At 42.2% G+C, this 21231-nt stretch carries 19 protein-coding genes; 1 reads left to right on the forward strand and 18 read right to left on the reverse strand.

All coding sequences use genetic code 11. From position 1 onward, the window contains the following. Positions 1–744 precede the first annotated feature (744 nt). From E4T79_RS08025 to E4T79_RS08080, 12 genes are all read right to left on the reverse strand, one after another. A complete protein-coding gene (locus E4T79_RS08025) occupies positions 745–1839 on the reverse strand; it encodes a nucleotidyltransferase (protein ID WP_135029283.1) in 1095 nt (364 codons plus the stop codon). Further along, complete coding sequence (locus E4T79_RS08030; RefSeq protein ID WP_135029285.1) at positions 1836–2570, reverse strand: class I SAM-dependent methyltransferase; 735 nt, start codon at positions 2568–2570, stop codon at positions 1836–1838. The genes E4T79_RS08025 and E4T79_RS08030 overlap by 4 nt, the downstream gene beginning before the upstream one ends. A gap of 251 nt (positions 2571–2821) precedes the next feature. Next, complete coding sequence (rsfS, locus tag E4T79_RS08035) at positions 2822–3172, reverse strand: ribosome silencing factor (RefSeq protein ID WP_135029287.1); 351 nt, start codon at positions 3170–3172, stop codon at positions 2822–2824. Positions 3173–3413: 241 nt separating this feature from the next. Then, positions 3414–4001: a bis(5'-nucleosyl)-tetraphosphatase (symmetrical) YqeK gene (gene yqeK / locus E4T79_RS08040; RefSeq protein ID WP_135029289.1), complete on the reverse strand. Its 588-nt coding sequence runs from the start codon at positions 3999–4001 to the stop codon at positions 3414–3416. Then, a complete protein-coding gene (locus tag E4T79_RS08045; protein ID WP_135029291.1) occupies positions 3998–4630 on the reverse strand; it encodes a nicotinate-nucleotide adenylyltransferase in 633 nt (210 codons plus the stop codon). The genes yqeK and E4T79_RS08045 overlap by 4 nt, the downstream gene beginning before the upstream one ends. 45 nt (positions 4631–4675) lie before the next feature. Then, a complete protein-coding gene (gene yhbY, locus E4T79_RS08050) occupies positions 4676–4987 on the reverse strand; it encodes a ribosome assembly RNA-binding protein YhbY (protein WP_135029293.1) in 312 nt (103 codons plus the stop codon). 24 nt (positions 4988–5011) lie between these two features. Then, positions 5012–6118, reverse strand: a complete 1107-nt coding sequence (gene yqeH, locus E4T79_RS08055; RefSeq protein WP_135029295.1) for a ribosome biogenesis GTPase YqeH — start codon at positions 6116–6118, stop codon at positions 5012–5014. After that, positions 6119–6646 carry a YqeG family HAD IIIA-type phosphatase gene (locus tag E4T79_RS08060; RefSeq protein ID WP_135029297.1) on the reverse strand — a complete coding sequence of 176 codons (528 nt, stop codon included), beginning with the start codon at positions 6644–6646 and terminating at the stop codon, positions 6119–6121. Positions 6647–7162: 516 nt separating this feature from the next. Further along, entirely contained in the window at positions 7163–7792 is a 630-nt protein-coding gene (locus tag E4T79_RS08065; RefSeq protein WP_135029299.1) for a copper homeostasis protein CutC, read from the reverse strand. Between the two features lie 835 nt (positions 7793–8627). Continuing rightward, positions 8628–9554 carry an EamA family transporter gene (locus E4T79_RS08070; protein ID WP_135029301.1) on the reverse strand — a complete coding sequence of 309 codons (927 nt, stop codon included), beginning with the start codon at positions 9552–9554 and terminating at the stop codon, positions 8628–8630. 775 nt (positions 9555–10329) lie between these two features. After that, on the reverse strand, positions 10330–11820 hold the full coding sequence (gene galT / locus E4T79_RS08075) for a UDP-glucose--hexose-1-phosphate uridylyltransferase (RefSeq protein ID WP_135029303.1): 1491 nt from the start codon (positions 11818–11820) through the stop codon (positions 10330–10332). A gap of 13 nt (positions 11821–11833) precedes the next feature. Next, positions 11834–13006, reverse strand: coding sequence for a galactokinase (locus tag E4T79_RS08080; protein ID WP_135029305.1), 1173 nt, complete (start codon positions 13004–13006; stop codon positions 11834–11836). Positions 13007–13157: 151 nt separating this feature from the next. On the opposite strand from E4T79_RS08080, the gene E4T79_RS08085 reads away from it, so the two are divergent. Then, positions 13158–14159, forward strand: coding sequence for a LacI family DNA-binding transcriptional regulator (locus E4T79_RS08085; protein WP_135029307.1), 1002 nt, complete (start codon positions 13158–13160; stop codon positions 14157–14159). Positions 14160–14523: 364 nt separating this feature from the next. On the opposite strand, the gene gatB is transcribed toward E4T79_RS08085, so the two are convergent. The 6 genes from gatB to E4T79_RS08115 all read right to left on the reverse strand — a co-directional run bounded on the left by gatB (position 14524) and on the right by E4T79_RS08115 (position 21176). Continuing rightward, entirely contained in the window at positions 14524–15963 is a 1440-nt protein-coding gene (gatB, locus tag E4T79_RS08090) for an Asp-tRNA(Asn)/Glu-tRNA(Gln) amidotransferase subunit GatB (RefSeq protein WP_135029309.1), read from the reverse strand. Continuing rightward, positions 15963–17429 carry an Asp-tRNA(Asn)/Glu-tRNA(Gln) amidotransferase subunit GatA gene (gatA, locus tag E4T79_RS08095; protein WP_135029311.1) on the reverse strand — a complete coding sequence of 489 codons (1467 nt, stop codon included), beginning with the start codon at positions 17427–17429 and terminating at the stop codon, positions 15963–15965. The genes gatB and gatA overlap by 1 nt, the downstream gene beginning before the upstream one ends. After that, entirely contained in the window at positions 17426–17731 is a 306-nt protein-coding gene (gatC, locus tag E4T79_RS08100; protein ID WP_135029325.1) for an Asp-tRNA(Asn)/Glu-tRNA(Gln) amidotransferase subunit GatC, read from the reverse strand. Before gatC ends, gatA begins: the two co-directional genes overlap by 4 nt. A gap of 517 nt (positions 17732–18248) precedes the next feature. Then, positions 18249–18797 carry an isochorismatase family cysteine hydrolase gene (locus E4T79_RS08105; protein WP_135029313.1) on the reverse strand — a complete coding sequence of 183 codons (549 nt, stop codon included), beginning with the start codon at positions 18795–18797 and terminating at the stop codon, positions 18249–18251. A 1-nt stretch (position 18798) separates the two neighbouring features. Next, positions 18799–19587 carry a GTP-sensing pleiotropic transcriptional regulator CodY gene (gene codY, locus E4T79_RS08110; protein WP_135029315.1) on the reverse strand — a complete coding sequence of 263 codons (789 nt, stop codon included), beginning with the start codon at positions 19585–19587 and terminating at the stop codon, positions 18799–18801. A gap of 374 nt (positions 19588–19961) precedes the next feature. After that, positions 19962–21176, reverse strand: coding sequence for a pyridoxal phosphate-dependent aminotransferase (locus E4T79_RS08115; RefSeq protein WP_135029317.1), 1215 nt, complete (start codon positions 21174–21176; stop codon positions 19962–19964). Positions 21177–21231: the final 55 nt, after the last annotated feature.

Raw genomic sequence — 21231 nt, forward strand, 5'->3', positions numbered from 1 at the left:
TTATCATAAATTAGTCTTATGTGTTAGCATTATTACCTAAATAATATAAAAAGCCGCCTTGCCCCAGAATATACCGATAAAGGCTGTAGGATTACCATTTAGAGAACAGGCTAATTCTAGGCACTTTCCTAAAAACTAGGTTAAACAATCTTTAGGTGACTACTGTAAAATGGTTTCAAAATCAACATTTATCGTCATTTCGTTTCTATTTTTTATTACTTCGTTCACTCGTCTTGCTGTACCATTGAGAAAAGTTACACTTTTCTTATCTGTCACTTGAAATAGTTATCAACTATTTCAACTACCTGCGACTCCTTGCCTAGTACTAAAAATAAACGAAACGGCTATACTAAAAGACTATAGCTATTCTATTGTTAGAATTAGGACATCATCTTTCATTTACTTTAAACTGAAGCTATCTGAACAGTGTGAATTTTATGAAAAACACCCCCTGGTGTGAACCCTGAGGTGTTGCAACTGCTATAGTGTAGTAGCTTCTTAATGTTTTAAGTCTTACCAAACATCAACTTCTTTCCGTCTTTCGCTCAGCTTGTGGAACTCCAGTTCTCCTGCCGATTTATGGGGGGAGAGAGTCTTGCTCGCCTTGGCCCTCATCTTTCACAATTCTCCATAGGAAAGCCAGTCAGATGTTGATGTTTATAGAGTCTAAAAAGAAGAAAATCGCATGCAAGGATTGGTCGCATCAACCTGTCCCTTTCTGTCTATCAGACTTCCTGACAACTTCTACTGGTCAATACCTATTGGTACTCGGCCAATATTCTGTTCAGACAGTGAGGGATGACCCAGTTGGTACAGCTTGTCAGCTTTCTGGCTTAAGCGATCCCACGGGTCTTTCCCAACTCTGCTGACAAGCGGAACTTTCTTCTTCAAACTAGCCAAATGCTTGCGTCCTTTCTCCGTAAAACCAAGTACACGAATAGCTTCTGGAAGTGGTGATTCACTTGTCTGTATCAAGATATAAGTCAAAAGCCTGCGCACCCGTGCCTTGGTATAGCGCTTGGTCGCAACCTTCTCCACCAAGCCCTCAAAAGATGTAGCATTTTTTATGGCTTCTTTGATACGACTCGCCATTTCTTGATTGACTTGATAAACCTCTGTCAAATTAGGATTTGACAGAATTTGATACCGTAGATAGGGAAAGTAATCTGTCCACGAAACATGCACCGCCTGCAGGATTAAATCCGCACTCGGACTAAAAGCCGCAACAAAGTCTGTATCATCAATCCGACTTCTCAGAGCTGTTGCTGATGCAAACTCCAAGTGACTGTCCAAGGAGTGGAAACCGGCACCTTTTCGCTTAATAGGATGAAGAGCTATCCCTCTTCCTGCAACGGCTTTAGCATAGGCTAGAGCTAGGACATGATTTGGCGTATTTCCTGAAAAAGTTAGACCTGCAAAGTTCTGCCACATGGCCTGTGTTTTCTCGGGGTAGCTGAGGCTATCGGGTAAACGAACCATAAAATCTGTCATTTCAGCACGTTTTGCATCGTATAGCTCTGCTATTTTTCCGTAATCCAAAAGTTCCTCAGATCCAAAGGACAACTGCTCAATCCCCAGGCGAGTCAGGATATCTACCGCACCCTGTGCGAAAAAATCTGCCGCCTGTACGGTAACCAAAAAGGGCAATTCGACCACCAAATCCGCTCCATGTTCAAGCGCCATTTGTGCTCTCGTCCACTTGTCCACAATCGCAGGCTCCCCCCTCTGAGTGAAATTCCCACTCATGGCAACAATCTTGACTCCTTTCGCTTGTGAAAGCAGGTAAGCATGCCCATTGTGGAAAGGATTAAACTCTGCAATAATGCCTGTAACGGTCATTTTTCTGCCACAAAGAACCAGCGAGCACTTGTCTCTACCGGCTCCTTGTCCTCAAAATCCGCATAGACCTTGATATTTTTAAAGCCAGCCTGCTCCAATAACACATCATAGGTCAAGAGGTCATAGGTCCGTTCCTCATGGATTTCATCAACTCGGATAAAACGACCGTCTTCTTCTTGCACAAAGAAAGTCAATTCATGCACGATAGAATGCGGCGCCTCATCCGCATAAGTATCCCAGACAAAAGCAAAGTCTTCTGCATTTTCATGATAGCTATACCCTGGAAAGATCTCATCCATTTGGTAGGTTGAATGCACATCAAAAAGGAAACGTCCACCCTCATTGAGATGATGGTAAACCTCTTGAAAGACTTGACCAACTTCAATTTCATCTTCCATGTAACAAAGGGAATCCGAATAACAGGTCACCATGTCAAAACAACCAAGGCTAGACAAGTCCAGCATATTGCCCTCTAAAAAGGGAATCACTAGTCCTGCTTCCTGGCTGCGTTTTTGTGCTATATCAAGCATCTCTCGACTAAGATCCAGACCGGTCACATCAAAGCCTGCTTCTTTAAAGCGAATGGACTGGATGCCTGTCCCACAAGCTAATTCCAGCAGTTTTGTCTTTTCTTTTGGAAAATGTCTCAGGCTAAACGCTGTCCATTGGTCGTATAGACTATCGTCCATAATTGCATCGTAGACCGAAGCAAACATTTCATAAGCTGCCATAGTATTCCTCTCCTTTCTCGAAAAAACTCAGTCGGCTCCCAACTGAGTTTTGCATTGTGTAAACGAACCTCTTTTGATGTCATTGGATAGTCATCAAAAATCCAATCTCCTCTTTCCTCACCCAGCTTGCTGAACCTGCAATCAAACCAGTTTTCGATTTTTATGGAGTAGCAGTACGCAATACCTGACAAGGAGGTGCAAAAATCCTACATCACACCCTGTCAACGACATCAACTAGAACGAGATGAAGCTCATAGCCACTCAGCTATATCAACACTCTCAGCTTCATGCCATAATTTTTCAAGGTTGTAGTGGGTACGCATTTCTTCTGAGAAGATGTGGATAACGACCCCTCCTAAATCTAAGAGTACCCAGCCACCTGCTGAATCACCCTCGATTTGGCTTGCCCCAAAACCTGCTTCTTTTACTTTTTCTCGGATATTGCTTGCAATCGCTTCTAGTTGACGGTTATTCATCGAACTAGCAATAACAAAATAATCTGTCACACTGGTCAAGGCTGTCACATCAAGTGCAACAATATCTTCTGCTCGTTTTTCATCAGCCGCTTTTACGACTAATTCTACTAATTCTTTTTCTTTCACGTTTTACCTCATTATTAGTTCCACTGACCAACTGCTAAACAAACTCTTTTTAAACGTTTTTGAGATAGTCCAAACACATGCAGTACTCCTCGACTAGAAGACTGGTGCAGCAAGACTCACTTTTTTGTTTGGAATGCAATCTACTCCAAAACGATTAGGTTACGTCCAGCTCGTTTGCTACGTATCAAACATAAACGAACGACAGGTAGCACTACGAAGCTATTTTGATTGCAGTCGGATATTAGTTATTCAAATATCTTATATAAGAATTGTAGGTTTCGATAGTTTGAGGATAAATGGGAACACCCTTTTGTGCTAAATATGCCACTGTATGGGCTGTCTCAAAAGCTACCGCTTGTTCCAAGGATACCTTGGCCAATCTTCTTGCTTCTTTTACTTGGGGAAAATCACGGTTTGGTTCAATGTAATCGGCTACATAGATAATCTTATCCAGCAAGGTCATCTGAGCCGCTCCCACTGTATGGCGTTGAATGGCTTGTAAAATCTCTTGATCCTCTAGCCCGAAATCTTGCTTGATTTTATAAGCCCCGACCAATCCATGCCAGATATTATTGCCCCAAACTTTCAAGTCCTCCCCCAACTGGTATTGGTCAATCAAGTCCAGAAAGACTTGGTCAGCCACTTCCTTGGCATAATCATGGAGCAAGGCTGCAAGACTTGCCTTACGTTCATCACAACCATACTGGCGGGCCAACTCAAGTGCCGCTTCTTCTACACCAAGGACGTGGCGGAAGCGTTTCTCTGACATAGCAGCCCCGATTTTTTCTAGGAGTTGTTCACGATCAAAGGATAAATCTGCTGCAATCATTTGTAAAGCCCTTTTTCTTCAATATAATCCAAAACTTCATGCGGCAACATAAAGTTTGGTACGCGACCTTGCTGAATAAATTGGCGAATCATACTTGACGAAATGTCCATTAAGGGAACATCTACCCAAATAATCGGGTAGGAGGTTCCTGCCTTATAACGAGGGCGCTGTACTCCGACAAATTGCACTAATTGAATCAGTTCATCAATTCGATGCCATTTAGGCAAATAATCTACCATATCTGCACCGATGATGAAATAGTAATCCGTATCAGGATTTTTTTCTTTCAACAGTTTCATGGTGTCATAGGTATAGCTGATGCCTCGGCGCTCCAGCTCAATCGTTTCAATACCTAGCCCCTCAATTCCTGCAATAGCCATTTTCAGCATATCATAGCGGTGCAATTCATCAATCGTTTCTTTTTTATCAACATGAGGCGGTAGAAATTCAGGCATCAACAAGACTTCATCTAACTTCAACTGCTGACGAACTTGATCCGCCACAATTAAATGGGCATTATGAACAGGATTGAAATTTCCTCCCAAAATACCAACCTGCTTGCGATTTGTTTCTTTCTTTTCAACTTCTAATTCAACCTTTGTAAAGGGTGTTAAGAGCTCAATTGCCATTCCAACTCCTTATCCAACTCATCCATTTTGTTTGGGAAAGCCCCATTATATTTCTCTTACTTTGACAGAAAGTTTGCGATTTTCTTTCTTGCTTGATTGCTTAAAGAGAATCAAGGTTCGACCAATTTTTTGCACAGTATCTACCCTTATTTCTTCTTCTAGCGTTTCTGCTACATCGTGGATATTTTCGTCCGTATTTTGCAACAGCGTCACCTTAATCAATTCGCGTCTATCCAAGGCCTGACGAATACTGGTCTTAATCTGGTCATTCAAGCCGTATTTCCCAATCTGAATAATGGGTTTCAAACTGTGCGCCTGACTATTGAGAAAGGCTCTCTGTTTTGATGTTAATGTCATACTATTTCCTTTTTCTATATCAATCTATATAATTGCTTTACGAATCACAACGCTGACCCCCTCTGGTGCCCAAGCTGCAATCTTGGCTACTCCATTGATGCGAATCCAGCCTAGACCTGAGAAGACAAGGTCCGTCTTTTCAGTAATGGTAAATTCATGTCGCACCAATTCGGGAAAGTCCTCTAATTCTGAACAAGTTGGAGGTACTAACAAACTCCCTACATGTTTTTCATAAAAAGTGCTAGCACCTGCTAACTTGGTACGGTGAAGCGGTAATTCATTGTCAAAAAAGGCAGTAAAGCCCTGCTTTTCTCCAGCAATAAAGTCGAAACGTCCCAAGCCAGCCAAAAAGAGGGTTTGCTCTGGATTTAACTGATAGGTCCTGGGCTTAATTTCTTTCCTAGGACTAACAAATTTCAAATTTTTGGCAGACAAATAATGAGCCATTTGATAACGATGAATAATCCCTGGCGTATCGTAGATGTACGAACCGTCATCCAGAGGAATCTCAATCTTATCTAGGGTTGTACCAGGGAAACGAGAGGTCGTAATCACGTCCTTGTTTCCTGTAATTTCCTGAATAATAGCATTGATTAACGTCGATTTCCCAACATTGGTCACACCAACCACATAGACATCTCGTCCCTTACGATACTGTTCAATCTTATCAATTAAGTCCTTAATAGCATGCTTGTTTTGGGCGGATGTCAACATCACATCAACAGGGCGTAGCCCTACTTCATGAGCTCGTTCGGTCAGCCATTGAATGACTTTTCCCTCCTTAACAGACTTCGGTAAAATATCCTTTTTATTTCCAACTAAAAGGACATCATTGCCTGATACAAAACGTGGCAATCCAGGAATAACCGAGCCGTTAAAATCAAAAATATCAACAACATTTACAACCAAGGCTTCACTTTCACCGACACTATGAAGCAGGAGCCGAAACTCATCATCTGAAATATGGACATCTGAAATTTCATTATAATGACGGAGACGGAAGCAACGTTGGCAATAGAGCTGACCTGTCTCAAGACCCTTTTCCAAGGCAGACTGGGGTGTATAGCCGGCGTTTTCTTTTTCTTTAGTCTGAATCAAGGCTCCACAGCCAATACAATACAATTCTTCCACTTACATTTCCCTCTTATAGTCGAATGCGCCATACTTGGCAGTAATTTTCTTCATCATACGGCGTTCACGCCAGCGATTGATCTGGGTGTTAATCGAATCTGTTTCAATGAGTGGCCGTACCAAGACAGAGCGGATACCTGCCCGCTTGGCCGCCCGAATATCAGTCATCAGCTGATCCCCAATCATAATCGCCTCTTCTCTCTTGATACCAAAACGTTTAATCGCACGCTCAATCCCAAAAGTAAAAGGCTTCAGTGCAAAGGCTTCAAAATCAATTCCAAATCGTTCTACTGCTCGTTTGACACGTTCATATTTATTATTCGAAATAACTACCACATGTATTCCTGCATCACGCAAGTCATGTAACCACTTCCGCATCTCTGGAGTTCCGTCTGGATTATTCCAGGCAATCAACGTATTATCCAAATCCACAAAAACTGTCCGAATGTGGTAAGTTTGCAAACTCTCTACTGTCACATCATAGGCTTTTTCAAGCACAAAATCCGGCATGTAATTCTCAATCGTCACACTATTCTCCACTGTTCTGAGAGTAGACCAATCATTCCATTACTGATTATCTTTCTACTTTGACCGTCTTACTCTCTTCTTTATTAAAAGCTATTTTACCATAATTTAAGGTAAATAGCGAATGGAAAATAAAAGGTGCCTGATGAGTATCAAGCACCTCTTCTATCCTTGTCTAAAAGCTGTCATCCTCTTTTTCATCACGTTTTTCTTCAATGAACTTCTCAGCTTAAAGCTATACCAACTGCAATCGCCGTCACAATCAAGCCAGCTGATTGCATAGTAAAAAATAAGCTTTATCCCCAAATAAACACTTGATTGCAATAACCGATAGCTCCTCGTAACCAGCCGTTGAAAGCAAAAATAGTAGGAAGTTAGGCACCACAATAAAGACATTCAAGGCTTCCAACAAACGCTAAAAGCCCAACAATAACATCACCAAGCCCTCATCTTTGCCGAAAGTAGAACTGAAGTTCCGCAAGATGAGGTAACGATAGAAAAACAGATGTGCGTCAATACTTACCAAAACAAGCGTGTTCCGTGAACCTGTGTAACACCCAACTCTTTCATCAAAGGTTCTGCATTCTCTCTCGTAACACCACCTCCGATAAGGATTTCAATGCGACCATCTGCATAGGCAATCAACTCTTTAAGCCAGACTACATTGTCATCAGCAGCCCCATGAATACCACCGCGTGTCAAAATTCGGACCACTCCTTGCTTAACCAACCAATCGATAGCTTCAAATTGCCGTTTGCGCGGGATCATATCAAATGCCATATGAAAAACACTTTCACAATCACCCGTTTCTTCCAACAACTGAACGATAAAGTCCTCATCTAGCCAATTATCCTCGGTAAGAGCACCAAAAACAAGTCCATCTGAACCCAGTTCTTTAGCAACTCTTGCATCTTCTAGCATCATCTTTTTTTCTGATGCATCATAGCAAAAATCACCACCACGGGGTCTCACCATGGTCATAACCGATACCCCTTGTTCATGGGCTATATCACACACTGCCCGAATAACTCCGTAGCTGGGGGTCGTTCCCCCTACTGCTAAATTGTCACACAACTCAATTCGGCCTGCCCCTAAGGCAATGGCTTGCGCAATCCGCACATGATTCTCCGCACAAAACTCTTTCATCAAAGTACCTCCATGTATGAAGCCTTTTCTTTTAGTATACCATAAAACGGATAAGAGCGTACTTGGAACCTAGCTTCACACAGGAGCAAATGCAGAAAGAAAATGAAGCTGAACAAAAAGTCCAGCTCCACTTCTCAGAGTTTGCACCAACATCTCCGTTCAATGATTGATTGCTTTAACGAAAATGCCGTTGAAAGTTAGAAATGAACTGCCGTTCCCTTTTATTTCAAAGGAACAGGCTAAAAGGAGGTTTTTACCTCTATTTGTTCACTTTTTACGCTCCAAATCTGGCTTCATCAACTGTGGAGAGAGTGAGCCGGTCTATTCCCAGATTATTGCAGCCCGAACCTAGAATGTAAGAAGTGAGGAAACACTGAACTCTTTTTTCGAGCTGTCACATTCTTTCCCGCTCCCATTTTTCAAAATATTTTTACAAAACTTACCCTGCAATGTGGCTAATATAGCCGTTTCGTTTATTTTTAGTACTAGGCAACGAGTCGCAGGTAGTTGAAATAGTTGATAACTATTTCAAGTGACAGATAAGAAAAGTGTAACTTTTCTCAATGGTACAGCAAGACGAGTGAACGAAGTAATAAAAGATAAACGAAATGACTATATCTCGTTTGCAATAGTATTGGAACACCTGTTCCCTCTTCTTACAAACCGCCTCACTTGTGACATGTCCATTTCCAAAAAACGAATCTTTTTCATGCATGTACCATAGTATTCACACGTGAGCTCCTCCATTTAGGAGAGCATCTCCGCTCATCAAGGTATTTTGACTATCTGTGGTATGGAAACGAGCCTTGAATAACAGGCTGAATGATAAATCTAGCTCTTATTCCTTTAGTGGTCTTATCTTTCCTTTTTGTCGCACTAAAACCATGTCCTTAACTGAAATGAGTAGAACCGCAAATAAAATCAACACCATTCCCACCCAATCCATTGGATAGAAAGTCTCATTGACCACTAAAACTGCAAAAAAGATGGAGGAAATCGGTTCGATTGAGGCAAGCAAACTCCCATTAACTTGGCCAACCATACTCACTCCTTTTAAAAAGGCGGTGTAGGCAAAGATTGTTCCAACTCCCACGATACCAACCAATCCCCAAAAAATCTCGCCATTAAAGGGCATTGCATACTTCCATGGCTGAAAAAATAGACCGGCTTCAATCGACCCCAGTAGCATAGAAATCCCCATCACAGTCAGGCTCCCGTACTGTTTGATAATGGTCGTTGGTAAAAGGATGTAAAGTGCATAGGTCACTGCAGAAAACAGACCCCAGAACAAGCCTTTTGGTGTCACTGCTAACTGATGGATTTGACCATGGGTCGCAATCAAAAAGGTACCTATAATAGCAAGGAAGATTGCAGCTACCTCAACCACTGTCGGCTTTTGTCCCCGCCTTAAACAAACATAGACCAAGACTAAGATTGGACACAGGTATTGGAGTACTGTTGCTGTTCCTGCATTGCTATGGTAAATCGCTGTTAAATAGGCTACTTGATTAAGGACCAGACCAAAAATCGAAAAGAGTAGCAAGCGAATCAAGGCTTTCTTATCTGTCAATAAGTTCTTGAGCTGCTGTGGATTTTGATAGACAGCTAAGGCAAGCAAAACGATACCAGAAAGCACCAAACGTAGGACAGTCAAGCACTCTACATTTACACCTCTTGCCATGACAAACTGCCCACTTACTCCTGATAATCCCCAAGCAACCCCTGCTATTAAGGTCAAGAGTGTCCCTTTCATCTTCTCGTTCATTTCCACACCTCTCCTTGTTTTCACTTCTTTTTATTATAACACAAAAGCAGAGGAACATTCATCCGTATTCTTTTTGAACATACTTATTTAAAAGCTATATCACAAGCGACCAGGTTGATACTGAAATGCAACGCTACGGAGGGGACTAAAATAATCCAGTGGATTATTTTAGCCCAAGCCTTAAAATGAATACGCGAGGTTGAAACAGTGGATGATGTTAGCACGAGCATTGAAATGAATATGCGAGGTTGAAACAGTGGATGATGTTAGCACGAGCATTGAAATGAATATGCGAGGTTGAAACAGTGGATGATGTTAGCACGAGCATTGAAATTAGAAAGAGAAGCCATTGATTGCAAGACAACGCGTACTTTAAAGACAATAGACCAGGAAAAGCAGCCGAAGATAGGACATTGTTCTTTCGTACTTTAAGGGAATAGGCTGAAAACCTCCACTAGAGCTTTTCACTCGTCAGATTTCCAATTTTTGCTGTAGCCCTTGTGAACGATATCCGCTTATGAATACAGAAAACTATCCAGCGGAGAGTTACTTCATCATTGTACACCCTCGTGTCTTGTGTAATTGAACTCGGGTTAAAAGCGTGGAAAAAGAGAAAAATTCCTAGAAGCAAAGATGCTTCGTCATCTTTCCTATTTTTACCGTAGCTGTTGCAGGCTGTGCCTGCTTTACAGATATGGAAGAAACTATCCAGCGGAGAATTTCTTAGGCACAGGGTACAGTCGCTTTTTTTACACCCTCGTATCTTCCTATAAATTTACTTATTTTTATCTACCAAACCAACAAACTCCACAAAGCGCAAGAAAGCTGCTTGACCTTCTGGTGTCCGTTTATAAACACCAGCATCCTCTAAAACCCGTCCGAAGACGTGACCGACTGCATCGCGCACAATCTGGGTTGCCTTGTTTCTAGAAATCTCAGCATGCTGTCCTTTCAATTCATTCGCCCACTCTTGATGATACTCTGCAACTTGATCTACTTCTCCTAGCAAATAAGCCTCTACCTCTTCTAATTCGTTCTTGAGACGAGGTGGTAAAATAGCAAGCCCCATCACCTCGATTAGACCTATATTTTCTTTCTTGATATGTTGGACATCTGGATGAGGATGATAGATGCCGTCTGGAAATTCTTCTGACGTTTGATTATCCCTCAAGACCAAGTCCAGCTCAAATTGCTGCCCTTTTTTTCGGGCAATAGGGGTGATGGTATGATGCGGCTCACCATTTGAAGACGCAAGAATCTGTACCGCTTCATCAGAGTAGCTCCGCCATTTTTCCAAAATCTTGACTGCCAATCCTACCAGACGCTCCTTGTCTTCACAAGCCAAGCGAATCACCGACATAGGCCATTTGACAAGTCCAGCACTTACTTCTTCAAAGCCTGCAAAGGTTAGCCTACGCTCTATTACTGCCTTTTCCATAGCAAAGCGATGCCGTCCCCCTTGATAATGATTATGGGTAAGAATAGATCCGCCTGATATGGGCAAATCCGAATTAGACCCCACAAAATAACCCGGCAACAACTCTACCAAATCAAGCAGTTGTGCAAAAGTTTTTCGTGTAATAGCCATTGGCACATGCTCTGTATGTAAGAAAATAGCATGTTCATTAAAGTAAGCATAGGGTGAATATTGGAAGCCCCATTTTTCCTCTCCCAAATCCAGACGGATAATCCGGTGATTGGCGCGCGCAGGGTGATTAACCCGCCCTTGATAGCCCTCATTTTCCATGCAGAGAAGGCATTTCGGATAATGAGAAGTTTCTACTAATTTCGCAGCTGCAATGGCCTTGGGGTCTTTCTCGGGTTTGGATAAGTTAATCGTTATTTCCAAATCACCATACTCTGTCGATACTTGATAATAGATGTTTTTGGCAATCGCCTTGACCTTAATATAATCATTGCGCTTGCTAAGGTCATAAAAATCCGCAATAGCTTGGTCAGGATTACGCTCATACTGAAGCCAAAATTGCTGGTTGACCTGACTAGGGATTGGTGTCATCAAATCCATTAGCGCTGCACCAAGCATTTCCTGCTCTTCAAGCAAGGCACCAACAAGACCATTTTCAACAGCAATCGCAACCAACTCATCCTTGAACTCCGCGATTGTCTCGGCATGACTTTTTCTCTCCAAGCCTGCTTCACCGACAAGGGCCATAATGCGATTACCAAGATAGGTACGATCTAATTCCTCATAATTACTTTCTGAGATGATACAGTCCACAAACCTGTCTAGTACACTTCTTATCATTCATTCTACCTACTTATTTTCTAGATAAGACGCGGGAACCTGCTGCAATCTCAGCAATATAAAAGCTTGGGGCATAGCCCACAATGTCCGCATACCTTTTACCGACATTTTCCATAAACCGATCAACCTTATTCTTTTCCACGATAGCAATACCGCAACCACCAAAACCAGCACCTGTCATACGCGCGCCAAGTACCCCCTCTTGTTGCCAGGCTGTATGTGCTAAGGTATCCAATTCTAATCCTGTTACTTCATAGTCATACTCTAAAGATACATGTGAAGCATTAACCAAGCGACCAAACTGTTGCAAATCTCCTGCTTCCAAGGCCTGTCTTGCCTGCAAGGTCCGCTGATTTTCCCAAACAGCATGGCGGGCCCGTTTAAGACGGTTTTCATCCTGGATTAAGTAGCTATATTCATCAAAGGTCTGTACATCTAGCTCACCCAAGGTTTGAATGTTTAAAGCAACATTTAATTCTTCGAGTGCTTTTTCACATTCCGCCCGGCGTTCATTGTACTTCGAATCTGCCAATTCACGGCGCTTGTTCGTATTCATGATGACGATGACATGCTCTCCTAAGTCTAGTGGCACCAATTCATACTCAAGTGTATTGGTATCCAGATAAATAGCCCGCTGGTCCGCTCCCATACCAATAGCAAATTGATCCATAATACCTGAATTAACCCCGATAAATTCATTCTCTGTCTGTTTCCCTATCTTAACCAAATCAAGGCGGCTCAATTCCAAATCAAACAGTTCCTCAGCGATAATCCCAATCAATAATTCCAAAGAAGCAGAAGATGACAGACCAGAACCGTTGGGAATATTCCCATAGACAAAGACATCGAGACCTGTATCAATCCTATGCCCTGCTTCTTGTAAATATTTTAAGACACCTTTGGCATAGTTCGTCCAATTATCTGCCTTATCATAGACCAAGTTCTGCAAATTCACCTCTATTATTCCAAGGTCCTCAAAATTAGCAGAATAAAAACGCAGGGCTTGATCTTCACGCTTACGAGCTGCACCATAGGTCCCTAAGGTAATCGCAGCAGGAAAGACATGCCCGCCATTGTAATCTGTATGCTCTCCTATCAAATTAATCCGTCCCGGAGAGAAGAAAGTCGCATCTGCTTCCTGTCCAAAAATCCTTTGAAAAGCCTGTTGAAGTTCTACTGTTTTCATATACAATCCTCCATTGTAACCGTTTTTAGTTTATTGTAAACTGATTCGATTTGTTTGTCAATATATTTAGTAAAATTTACTAAAAACATTTTCTTTATAATCTATTCTTTTTCAATTATGGTATAATGAAAAAGAACTGAGGAGAAGAATTATGGTGACTTTAAAAGATATTGCACAAAAAACACAGTTATCTACTGCAACAGTTTCTCGTGTCTTGAAAGAAGATGCAAGTTTATCTGTCAGTCCTGATACGCGCGAAAAGGTATTTACTATTGCCCAAGAGTTAGGCTATACCAAACATTTGAACAAGCAGCAGCTAGATAGTAGCACGCGAAAGATCGGTATCCTTCAATGGTACACAGAAAGCAGAGAATTGGATGACCTCTACTACTACTCTATTCGGATTAGCTTAGAACAACATGCCTTTGCACTAGGCTATGACATCGTTCGCTGTTTCCACGATATTTCCTCGCCTCTGCTAAAAGAGGTTGATGCCTTGATTGCTATCGGAAAATTCAGCCAGCAACAAATGACTGAACTGGCAAAGCAGCACAAACAGCTGGTCTTTGTAGATTTCGATACGCTGGCAGAGGGATTTTCCTGTGTGACAACAGATTTCAATCGCTCTGTCATTCGGGTCATTGACCATTATCTGGAGCAGGGGATTACGGAAATCGGTATGATTGCAGGTCAGGAAGAAACCTATGATAAAAAAATGACCTTGTTAGATCCACGACTCCGAACCTTTAAGCAATACCTGTCTGATCATCATCTTTACCAGAAACGATTTGTCTTTACCGGTCCATTTACCAGTCAAGCAGGGTACCAATTAATGAAAGATGCGATTGATAGCTTAGGAGAGGACTTACCGACCGCCTTTTTCATTGCAAATGATAGCCTAGCAGTCGGGGCCCTCCGTGCCTTGCAAGAAGCTCAAATCACAGTTCCCAATCGTGTCCAACTCATCACCTTTAACGACACACCCATTACCAAACAAGTATATCCTGCCCTATCAAGTATCACAGTCTTTACTGAAGAAATGGGAATCCAAGCAGTTGACTTAGTCGATGCCATGCTTCAAAAACCGACCACCTATCACCCACGTATGGTTAAGTTAGGGACACAATTAACTCTGAGAGAAAGCAGTTTGTAAACTCCAACCAACTAGAAAAGGCTTAAGACCAACAATCCATGTATTGGTCTTAAGCCTTTTCTAGCCGTTTCGTTTATTTTTAGTACTAGGCAAGGAGTCGCAGGTAGTTGAAATAGTTGATAACTATTTCAAGTGACAGATAAGAAAAGTGTAACTTTTCTCAATGGTACAGCAAGACGAGTGAACGAAGTAATAAAAATATAAACGAAATGACTATATCCTGTCAAAATTAACGTCTTCGTTCCCCATTCAGCCTTGCCAAATAATCGGCAAACTCTAATCCATAGTCTGAGGGGAACGAGCAAGATTTTGAAAAATATAGTGTGTAACCTCAGTACGTCTGATCTGTCACAAACACCACCGATCAATCCCGTAATTTCTGCAATTCTTGGGCTAGTAATTGCTGCGCTACCTGTGGATTGGCTTGCCCTTTGGTTGCTTTCATCAAGAAACCAGTAAAGGCTTTATCCGCATTCCGTTTGCCAGACTTGAAGTCTGCTACAGCCACTTCGTTGTCTGCAAAGACTTGATGGATGATTGGAATCAAGACAGATGGATCTGAAATCTGCGCCAAACCAGCTTTTTCCACATATTCACGCGCAGATCCACCATTTTTTGCTAAATGCACAAAGACTTTCTTCGCAATTTTTGAGGAAATCGTCCCGTCTGCGATTAAGCCAAGCATTTCAGCCAAACTTTCTGGTGAAAGAGCAATCTCTGATAAGGTCTTTTGCTCCGCATTTAAGAACTGAGCCACCTCACCTTGCAACCAGTTAGACACCTGTTTGGCATCTCCACCAAGTGCAATCGCTGCTTCAAAGAAATCTGATAAGGTCTTCGTTGCTGTCAGTTGCCCAGCATCATAGGCTGATAAGCCCAAGTGCTCCATATAATCTGCGCGGCGCTCTTTCGGAAACTTCGGCAAGGTTGAGGCCACTTCGGCAATCCAGCTATCGTCAATCTCATACAAGGGCAGGTCTGGTTCTGGGAAATAACGATAATCAGCTGATCCTTCTTTGACACGCATGAGAATCGTTTCGCCCGTTGCTTCATCATAGCGGCGTGTTTCCTGCTGAATTTGACCACCAGAACGTAAAATCTTAGCTTGGCGTTCCACTTCATGTTGCAGACCTTTTTTTACATAGTTAAAGGAGTTCAGGTTTTTCAACTCCGTTTTAGTACCAAACGCTTCTTGACCGTAAGGACGAAGAGAGATATTCGCATCGACCCGCATCGACCCCTCTTCCATCTTCACATCTGAAATGCCTGTATACTGGATAATTTCTTTCAGTGCTGTCAAGTAGGCATACGCCTCTTCTGGACTACGCATATCCGCTTCAGAAACAATCTCAATCAAGGGCACCCCCTGACGGTTCAAATCAACATAAGAATAACCGTCTGTTCCGTGGGTATTTTTCCCCGCATCTTCTTCCAAATGTGCCCGCTCTATGCGGATTTTCTTGGTAGAGCCATCTTCTAATTCAATCTCAATCCAGCCATTGTAACCAATCGGCTCGTCAAATTGAGAAATTTGATAGGCCTTAGGATTATCTGGATAGAAATAGTTCTTACGGTCAAAATGCATGTGCTGGTGAATATCCATATTCAAGGCCAAAGCCGCCTTAATCCCTGCGTCTACAACGCCCCTATTCAAAACAGGCAAGACACCCGGGAAAGACCAGTCAACAACATTGGTATTGGCATTTGGATCCTCTCCAAAGTGCGCAGACGACGGAGAGAAAATTTTTGAATTGGTATTCAATTCAACATGGACTTCTAGTCCAATGATGGTTTCAAAATTCATTAACGTTCACCTCCAAAAATCGCAGGCTGTTGCTTATAGTAATCTGTCGTTGCCTCAAAAGCTGCTGCCACTTGGTAAATGGTTTCCTCACTATGTTTCGGTCCAATTAACTGCAAGCCAACTGGTAATCCCTCTACAAAACCGGCAGGAATCGAAATTCCTGGTAAACCTGCCAAGTTAACTGGAATGGTCAATATATCAGCTAGATACATCGCAACAGGATCCTGGTTCATGGTTCCAAGACCATAAGCAACCGTTGGAGCAGTTGGCCCTAAAATCAAATCATAATTGGCAAATACCTGCTCAAAATCGTGGATAATCAAGCTGCGAACCTGACCCGCTTTTTTGTAGTAGGCATCATAATAACCAGATGACAAGCTAAAGGTTCCAAGCATGATACGGCGTTTCACCTCTTCACCAAAACCTTGGCTGCGCGTACGAACGTAAATCTCGTCCAAATTCGTCGCATCTTCTGCACGGAAACCATAGCGAATTCCGTCAAAACGTTGCAAGTTTGAGCTGGCCTCAGATGAAGCAATAATATAATAAACCGCTACACCATACTTGCTATGGGGCAGGCTGACTTCCTCAATGACTGCTCCCAGACTATTCAAGTGTTTCGCTGCCTGTAAAATGCAGTCCTTGATTTGCGGATCAATCCCCTCTCCGATATACTCTTTCGGAAGTGCAATCTTCATCCCCTTGATGTCTTGACCAATCTTGCTAGCATAATCTGTCACCGCACGCTGAGCTGATGTCGAATCCTTAGCATCGTGACCTGCAATCACATTGAGCAACTGAGCATTTTCTTTGACTGTTTGCGAGAATGGACCAATCTGATCCAACGAACTACCAAAGGCAATCAATCCAAAACGCGACACCGTTCCATAGGTTGGCTTCATACCGACAACACCATTAAAAGCAGCCGGTTGACGAATGGAGCCACCCGTATCAGAACCAAGCGATAAACGTACCTGACCAGAAGCCACAGCTGTGGCAGAACCACCTGATGATCCTCCTGGCACCTTGGTTTGATCCCAAGCATTCTTGGTCTGTTTAAAGTAAGAGGTTTCAGTTGAGCCCCCCATAGCAAACTCATCCATATTGGTTTTTCCGATGACAACCATATCTTTTCCATAGGCATTGGCTACCGATGTTGCATCAAAAATCGGCTCATAATTATAGAGCATCTTCGAAGCTGCCGTTGTCAAAATTCCCTTGGTAGAAATATTGTCCTTGACCGCTAGCGGAATCCCTGCCATGACATTATCTGCATCAATTCCTTTTTCATCGATTTTCGCAGCTTGAGCCAAGGCCTCTTCCTCTGCAATAGTAATGAAACTACCAACTGCTTCTTCACGCGCTTTGACATCTTTCAAGGTCGCTTTCGTTAATTCAACCACCGACAGTTCTTTCTTGAAAAGAAGGTCATGCAACTCATCAATAGAATAGTGATTAAAACTCATTGAGCCTCTCCTCCTCCGTCCAAAATAGCTGGAACTTTAATAAAATGATTGTGAGCTTCAGGAATATTCTTAAAAAGTTCTTCTCTGGCTTCGCCTTTTTGGGCGATATCTTCTCTCATCACATTTTTGCGCTCTGCCATTGTCGTTGTCACAGGAACACCTGTTGTATCAACTTCATTCAACAGCTCAACCATATCGACAATCTTACTCAAGGTTGTCGCAAACGCTGCTGTTTCTTCCTCACTAAAGGCCAACTTTGATAGATTAGCCACATGACGAACTTCTTCTTGTGTAATTTTCATCATTGTATCCTTTCTTCCTCATACTCAAAAGAAAATCAAAAACCGTTAAACTCCGATTTTTCTATTGATTTCCCATATCGTATCCCTCTTATTTTACCACAAATCTCTTGGCTTCCTCAATGAAATATCATTCTAAAACGCATCTTTCTATTATAGACTTCCACTTTGCTTCTAGTATGGGAATATTGCAGATACAAACTCTCCTGCTGCTGTAGCATAACCAGACGATATTCGCTGACGGATAAAGATAGTCTTTGGGTGATACTGGTTGAGTTAAACACCTGCCACCGAATAGGAAACGTCCCACAGAAATATAGTCTTTTCGTTTCCTTTTAGTACTAGGCAAGGAGCTGCAAGCTGTACTGGAGTACGGCAAAGCGAGTGAACAAAGTCATAAAAGATAAACGAAATGACTATAACAGAAGCTAGGCAGGATGAGTTGACAATACAATAGAAGCCGATTAGAGTTTTTCTAACATCTAAAAGAGACTAAGCACCAAGCCCAGCCTCTGCAATTTTATCGTATGGTTGCTCCTAAGACCTGTTCAAAGTGTCTCAGGGCAAATTGATGCCGTTCTTCTGTTAGACTAGCCACGGCTGAAGCCACAATCTCAATCCGATAACCAAGATTATAGGCATCAATAGCCGTGTGAAGCACGCAAATATCCGTCAAAACACCTGTCAAGACCACTGTATCTACCCGTCTTTCCCGCAAACGAATATCTAAGTCCGTCCCAGAAAAAGCTGAATAATGGCTCTTGTCTATCCAAAAGACCCGCGTATCATCCTGATGCTCCCTGTAAAAATCTGCTAAGGGACCATACAAATGCCGACCACTCGTTCCCTTGATATTGTGCGGAGGAAAAAGGCGACTTTCTGGATGAAAGGGATCGTCTTCTTTATGCAAGTCAATGGCAAAAAAGATATAGTCCCCTTGGTCAAAGGCTTGCTTAGTTACATTGTAGATTTCTTGTGAAATCGCTTGAGCTGGAGCTCCTGCCGTCAACTTCCCCTTGTCTGCTACAAAATCTACCGTATAGTCAATCGAAATAAGGGCCTTCGTCATATTAATAATCTCGTTTCTTAATTTCATCAAAGATAGCTGGTATCAAGACTTTCAAATAAGTCCCTTTCATTCCTAAAGAACGACTTTCGATGATGCCTGCACTTTCTAATTTCCGTAGAGCATTGACAATCACCGAACGGGTAATCCCGATCCTATCTGCGATAACAGAAGCAGTCAACTGTCCCTCATCACCATTCAACTCGCCTAAAATAGCTGAAACAGCTTTCATTTCTGAATAAGATAGGGTATTGACCGCCATATTAACTGCTGCACGGCGACGGATGTTTTTCTCATCCTCTTCCCGCTGGAAATTCAAGAGCTGAATTCCTACTACTGTCGACGCAATTTCAACCAAAATCAAATCGTCTTCATCAAACTGCTCATCATTACGCCATATAATCAAGGTTCCAAACCGAATCCCCGTCACATGAATTGGAGCAATCGTAGTCAGACTATTAGGATACATAGAGCGAGATTCCACCGGAATCGCTGTCAATTCGCTATCTGCTGGAAGATTGACTTGCGTATCATAGATTTGCGCCACTCCCTTGACATAACCGTCTGGAAATTGCTTGGTCAGAAAGAATTCTTCCACACGATCATTATTGGTCTTGTATTTCATGTAATAGCCCAAGACCTCTCCCTCACTATTGATAATGCAGGCATTACAATCAATAATTTCAGAAAGATGTTCCGCAATCGTATTGTAAGGAAGTTCCTCTGATAATTGCTCCTCTGAGCGCTTCAAAATAGACGTGATATCCCGCGTCTTTTCTAATAATGTAGTCATATTTTCCTCTTTACTCTGTAATTGCTTTCATTATACCAAAAAGAGGTATGAATTTCAACAATTATCAGAAAATTACATATTGTTCTAAAATCTATGACAATTCATACAGAACAACTATCCATAATTGAACCATTTTAATAACGATAGATACAACCCAGCTTGCTGATGCTCTATAAAATCAACAGTAGAACTGAAGTTCCACAAGGTGAGTGAACAAACGACAGATGAAGCTGATGCTTGATCAGTATTAGGTTTCAAATACCAAAACCAGGCATCTTCTGGAATAGAAAAATCGCTTAAATCAAGTCATTCAGTCTTTCATTTAAGCGATTTTCTTTGCTATTAGTTTCAAGCTTGAAATTTTTTGACCGACCTCAACGTCTATACTGTCGCAAGAATCGCGTCATTTTTTCTTGAATTTCCGCTAGTTCATCCACACGCGGGAGATAGACAATCCGGAAATGATCAGGTTCTTGCCAATTGAAACCCCGTCCATGGACAAGCAAGATCTTCTCCTGCTTCAAGAACTCCAATACAAACTGCTCATCATCATCAATCCGATACATTTCACGGTCAATTTTCGGAAAGATATACAATCCAGCCCTCGGTTTTACGGCAGACAGTCCAGGAATGTCACTGATCGCTTTTGTAATAAATTCCCGTTGCTCATAAAGACGGCCACCTGGCATTAAGAGCTTATCAACTGACTGATAGCCACCGAGTGAGGTTTGCACAACCTGTTGAGCCAATACATTGGAACACAGACGCATATTAGACAGCATATTGATTCCCTCAATATAGCCTTTTACATGCCGTTTGGGTCCAGACAAGACCATCCACCCCACTCGGAAACCGCAGATACGATGAGATTTTGACAGACCATTCATGGTCACAACAAATAAGTCTGGCGCCAAGGTTGCTATGGGAATATGCACCGCCCCGTCAAAGACCATACGATCATAAATTTCATCTGAGAAAATAATGAGCTCATGTCGACGCGCAATATCAACGATTCCCTCAAGGATTTCTTTCGGGTATAAAGCACCAGTGGGATTATTCGGATTGATTAAAACAAGCGCTTTGGTTCGGGAAGTAATCTTCGCTTCAATATCAGCCAAATCTGGATACCAATCCGCTGCCTCATCACAGACATAGTGAACCGCATGTCCACCTGCCAAGCTGACAGCTGCTGTCCAAAGGGGATAATCGGGCATCGGCACCAAGACTTCATCACCATTGTCTAAAAGTCCCTGCATGGACATGACGATTAACTCACTGACCCCATTTCCCAAATAAATATCTTCAATATCCACATTCGGAAACTTCTTCAACTGACAGTACTGCATAATGGCCTTACGGGCAGAAAAAATCCCCTTACTATTAGAGTATCCTTCTGATTTTCGCGCATTGTGAATCAAATCATGAATCACTTCATCTGGCGCTGTAAAACCAAACTCAGCAGGATTTCCCGTATTTAAGCGTAAAATCTGCTCACCATTTGCTCGCATACGCATGGCTTCATCTAAGACCGGTCCACGAATATCATAGGCTACATCATCTAATTTCATTGATTTATTAAACTGTCTCATCAAGATTACCTCGCCTTTCTACTGGTATTATTTTAGCCTAAATCCCTTAAAATAA

The sequence above is a fragment of the Streptococcus sp. LYSM12 genome (genome assembly GCF_004569635.1).
Classification (GTDB): domain Bacteria; phylum Bacillota; class Bacilli; order Lactobacillales; family Streptococcaceae; genus Streptococcus.

What these genes read in the sequence shown, in the direction of transcription:
- gatC (WP_135029325.1), bottom strand. Translation starts at nt 17,731, where the DNA reads ATGAAAATTACACAAGAAGAAGTTCGTCATGTGGCTAATCTATCAAAG.
- yqeK (WP_135029289.1), bottom strand. Translation starts at nt 4,001, where the DNA reads ATGATTGCAGCAGATTTATCCTTTGATCGTGAACAACTCCTAGAAAAA.
- E4T79_RS08025 (WP_135029283.1), bottom strand. Translation starts at nt 1,839, where the DNA reads ATGACCGTTACAGGCATTATTGCAGAGTTTAATCCTTTCCACAATGGG.
- E4T79_RS08030 (WP_135029285.1), bottom strand. Translation starts at nt 2,570, where the DNA reads ATGGCAGCTTATGAAATGTTTGCTTCGGTCTACGATGCAATTATGGAC.
- gatA (WP_135029311.1), bottom strand. Translation starts at nt 17,429, where the DNA reads ATGAGTTTTAATCACTATTCTATTGATGAGTTGCATGACCTTCTTTTC.
- E4T79_RS08045 (WP_135029291.1), bottom strand. Translation starts at nt 4,630, where the DNA reads ATGGCAATTGAGCTCTTAACACCCTTTACAAAGGTTGAATTAGAAGTT.
- gatB (WP_135029309.1), bottom strand. Translation starts at nt 15,963, where the DNA reads ATGAATTTTGAAACCATCATTGGACTAGAAGTCCATGTTGAATTGAAT.
- E4T79_RS08115 (WP_135029317.1), bottom strand. Translation starts at nt 21,176, where the DNA reads ATGAGACAGTTTAATAAATCAATGAAATTAGATGATGTAGCCTATGAT.
- E4T79_RS08105 (WP_135029313.1), bottom strand. Translation starts at nt 18,797, where the DNA reads ATGACGAAGGCCCTTATTTCGATTGACTATACGGTAGATTTTGTAGCA.
- E4T79_RS08070 (WP_135029301.1), bottom strand. Translation starts at nt 9,554, where the DNA reads ATGAACGAGAAGATGAAAGGGACACTCTTGACCTTAATAGCAGGGGTT.
- galT (WP_135029303.1), bottom strand. Translation starts at nt 11,820, where the DNA reads ATGATAAGAAGTGTACTAGACAGGTTTGTGGACTGTATCATCTCAGAA.
- codY (WP_135029315.1), bottom strand. Translation starts at nt 19,587, where the DNA reads ATGACTACATTATTAGAAAAGACGCGGGATATCACGTCTATTTTGAAG.
- E4T79_RS08085 (WP_135029307.1), top strand. Translation starts at nt 13,158, where the DNA reads ATGGTGACTTTAAAAGATATTGCACAAAAAACACAGTTATCTACTGCA.
- yhbY (WP_135029293.1), bottom strand. Translation starts at nt 4,987, where the DNA reads ATGACATTAACATCAAAACAGAGAGCCTTTCTCAATAGTCAGGCGCAC.
- E4T79_RS08080 (WP_135029305.1), bottom strand. Translation starts at nt 13,006, where the DNA reads ATGAAAACAGTAGAACTTCAACAGGCTTTTCAAAGGATTTTTGGACAG.